Source organism: Microbacterium sp. Bi128, assembly GCF_918698205.1.
This window is the reverse complement of the sequence record NZ_CAKKMM010000489.1, coordinates 1-3,437: the sequence shown is the minus strand read 5'-3', so window position 1 is coordinate 3,437 and position 3,437 is coordinate 1. Positions and strand designations below refer to the sequence as shown.

The 3,437-nt window shown below is 66.4% G+C and carries 3 protein-coding genes and 1 pseudogene; 3 read left to right on the top strand and 1 reads right to left on the bottom strand.

Annotated elements, in window-relative coordinates; translation table 11 throughout:
• Positions 1-219 (top strand): annotated as a pseudogene (locus LQV45_RS21630) (hypothetical protein); the annotation flags it as partial.
• Positions 220-253: 34 nt separating this feature from the next.
• On the opposite strand, the gene LQV45_RS21625 reads toward LQV45_RS21630, so the two are convergent.
• The gene (locus tag LQV45_RS21625; protein ID WP_028277710.1) at positions 254-1,147 is read right to left on the bottom strand and encodes a rhodanese-related sulfurtransferase; all 894 of its coding nucleotides are present in this window, start codon (positions 1,145-1,147) and stop codon (positions 254-256) included.
• 117 nt (positions 1,148-1,264) lie between these two features.
• Between LQV45_RS21625 and LQV45_RS21620 the strand changes: the two genes are divergently transcribed.
• Entirely contained in the window at positions 1,265-1,957 is a 693-nt protein-coding gene (locus LQV45_RS21620; protein WP_230008761.1) for a GNAT family N-acetyltransferase, read from the top strand.
• 162 nt (positions 1,958-2,119) lie between these two features.
• The coding region (locus LQV45_RS21615; protein ID WP_230008760.1) for a DEAD/DEAH box helicase at positions 2,120-3,437 on the top strand (1,318 nt) is incomplete at its 3' end.

Sequence of the window (3,437 nt, the reverse complement as noted above, 5' to 3'; positions counted from 1 at the left end):
CAGCTGCCCAAGGGTACTTACGCCCTGACCCTGGCCTGCCGGAGCACCCGCCGCGTGTCCTTTTCCATCGAGAACGGTGAGAACGAACTCGTGGACCTGAGCCTCCGGTGCGGGACGTCCAGGGTGAACGTGGTGCAACTGGCCGCAGATGCGTCGCTCTCCATCAAAGTGGATGCGAACGCACCGGCAAACTTCGCGTACCGGGTGAGCCGCATCTGAGGGTTCCCGGCCGGCCAAATGTCCGGCTCGCGCCTCAGGCGGCGCAGCCCTCGGGGCACCGCAGGGTGTCGGGGCTCGCGGCGCACCCGGCGCAATAGAGCGTCAGGGTCCGGCAGGACGGATTCGAGCAGTTTTCGAACTTGCTCGTGGGTGCCGAGCAGCGGACGCACTCGCCGATCGTCTTGGCGTCCCCGCTGAACTCGACGTGCATGCGCTTGTCGAACACATACAGTGAGCCCTCCCACAGGCCCTGGTCCTTGAAGGCCTCGCCGTAGCGGACAATGCCGCCGTCGAGCTGGTAGACCTCCTTGAACCCGCGGTTCACCATGAGGCTCGACAGCACCTCGCAGCGGATGCCGCCGGTGCAGTAGGTGACAACCGGCTTGTCCTTGAGGGCGTCGTATTTGCCGGAGTCGAGTTCCTTGATGAAGTCGTGGGTGGTGGCGACATCGGGAACGACGGCGTCCTTGAACTTGCCGATCTGGGCCTCGAACCCGTTCCGGCCGTCGAAGAACACGACTTCGTCGCCCTGCTGTTTCTTGGCTTCAATGAGTTCGTGGAGTTCCTCGGGTTTGAGGTGGGTTCCGCCGCCCACCACTCCGCCGGCGTCGACTTTGAGTTCGCCCGGGGCGCCGAAGGAAACGATTTCGTCCCGCACCTTGACGCTGAGCCGCGGGAAGTCCGCCGCGCCGCCATCGGACCACTTCACGTCGATGCCCTGGAAGCCCTTGTACTCGCGCGTGGTTTTGACGTACTGCTTCACGGCGTTCAGTTCTCCGCCGACCGTGGCGTTGATGCCGTCCTTGGAAAGGATGATGCGGCCGGTTAGTCCGAGTTTTTCGCACAGGGCGCGCTGCCAGAGCCGGACGGCGTCCGGGTCAGGCAGGGGGGTGAATCCGTAAAAGAGGACAATCCTGTTCAAAGCCACGCTTTTAAGGGTACTTGCTGGGGCGGGCGGCCGGGCGACAGTCACAATTGGATAAGCAAGCGGCTTCCCCCGACCCGGCCCCTGTTGCTTGTGGCACTGCTGGAATACGCTCATCACATGAGTCTTGACGCCATGGTTGAAGACACCACTCACCTGCTGGAAATCTGGGTTGCCGGATGGGCCGGCTGCCGCGGATATGAGACGCGCAGGGAGGGCAGGTTCCCCGCGGCCTTTCGCGGTGACACCACCCACGAATGGGAGTACTTCGCCTACGATCCGTCCGACGCGGAGTTCGAGGCGCTGGCGGCAAAGACGGCCGAAGCGCCGGCCCGGGTCCTCACCATCCTCACCAACGATGTGGCCCGATTCACCATACTGGGGCAGCGGAATGGGCTGCATGTCACCTCGGCCTCCCAAACCATGATGATCGTGGACATGGAGACCCAGGATTCGGAGGACCCCTGGCTTTCGGATGACGACCTCAGGCTCGAGACGTCCCGGACCGACGGCGCCCACCACGCGGTGGTCAGCGCCGGCGAGGACGTCGCCGCGAGCGGACGCGTGTTTGTGGTGGGACATACCGCCATCTTCGACAACATCGTGACGTCAGAGGCTTACCAGCGGCGGGGGCTGGGCAGCTTCATCATGAAGGCCCTGGCAGCCCAGGCGTTCGAACACGACGTCGACTCCGGGCTGCTGCTCGCCTCGCTGGACGGCCAAAAACTCTATTCGCACCTCGGCTGGCGCGAGGTGTGCCACGTCCTGATGTTGTCGACGTCCGACGAAGGGGCCGACCTGTCCGTGGGCTGAGGCGCCGCGAGCGCCGGCCGTCCGGCGGGCGCTCGCCCGGGGCAACGCGTTTGCCGGGCAGCCGCGCCGAAGCCACCGCGCGAAGCCGCAGCGCCTGCCGGGCTGCGTGCCGGGCTGAGTGCCGGGCATGGGCGATTTGAGGGCGGATGAAAGAATATGTGAGTGAACCCGCATGAGTCCCTGATTCCGTTGCTGGGCCGAGGTCCGGACCCGGAACAGCTGCGTCATGTGCGGACGATCCCCGCCCGCCAGGCCGTCAATGCGCCGTGGCCACAGTGGTCGCACCCGGATCTCGTGGCAGCCTACGGTTCCCTGGGCATCCACGAGCCCTACCTTCACCAGGTCCGGGCCGCCGAACTGGCCCACGGCGGAGAGAACGTGGTCATCGCCACCGGCACCGCGTCCGGCAAGTCCCTGGCGTATCAGCTGCCGGCCCTGGACGCGATCCACCGTTCCGAGCTCAGGGTCCTGTCCGATCCCGGGAAAATCCACGACGACGGGGCCGTGACCCTCTACCTGTCCCCGACCAAGGCGCTCGCCGCCGACCAGTTGGCGGCGATCAGGGCACTGAAGCTCCCCACAGTCCGGGCCGAAACCTACGACGGCGACACCGATCCCGCGTCCCGGCGCTGGATCCGGGACCACGCGAACTTCATCCTCGCCAACCCGGACATGCTGCACTTCGGCATTCTCCCGAACCATGCCTGGTGGGCCAGGTTCTTCCGGCGCCTCCGCTACGTGATCGTGGACGAAGCCCACAGCTACCGCGGCGTCTTCGGCTCCCATGTGGCAAACCTCATGCGCCGGCTGCGTCGGATCTGTGCCTATTACAGCCCGGGCGGCTCGCATCCCGGACCGGTGTTCATCGCGGCGTCCGCCACGGCGTCTGAACCCGGGCAGTCCTTCGGCCGGCTGATCGGCGCGCCCGTGCGGGCCGTTTCCGAAGACAGCTCGCCCCACGGGTCCACGACGGTGGCGTTTTGGGAGCCGGCACTGACCGAACTCCGGGGCGAAAACGGTGCCAAGGAGCGCCGGACGGCAGTCGCCGAGACCGCCGACCTGCTGGCCAACCTGGTGTCCTCGCGGACCAGGACCATTGCGTTCATCAAGTCCAGGCGCGGGGCAGAGTCGATTTCCTCCATCGCCAAACGCCTCCTCGACGAGGTGGATCCCAGCCTGCCCCAGCGTGTGGCCGCGTACCGCTCGGGCTATCTGCCGGAGGAGCGGCGGGCCCTGGAAAAGGCGCTGCGCTCCGGTGAACTGTTGGGCGTCTCGAGCACGTCCGCGCTGGAGCTGGGCATTGACATTTCCGGTCTCGATGCAGTCCTGGTCGCAGGCTGGCCGGGCACCCGCGCGTCGTTGTTCCAGCAGATCGGCCGCGCGGGCCGCGCCGGCCAGGACGCGATCGCGGCCTTCGTGGCCAGCGACGACCCGCTGGACACCTACTTGGTGAACCACCCCGAGGCGATTTTCGACGTGT

Excerpts from the sequence above, each read along its gene's own strand:
- LQV45_RS21620 (WP_230008761.1), top strand. The coding sequence starts at position 1,265 with ATGAGTCTTGACGCCATGGTTGAAGACACCACTCACCTGCTGGAAATC.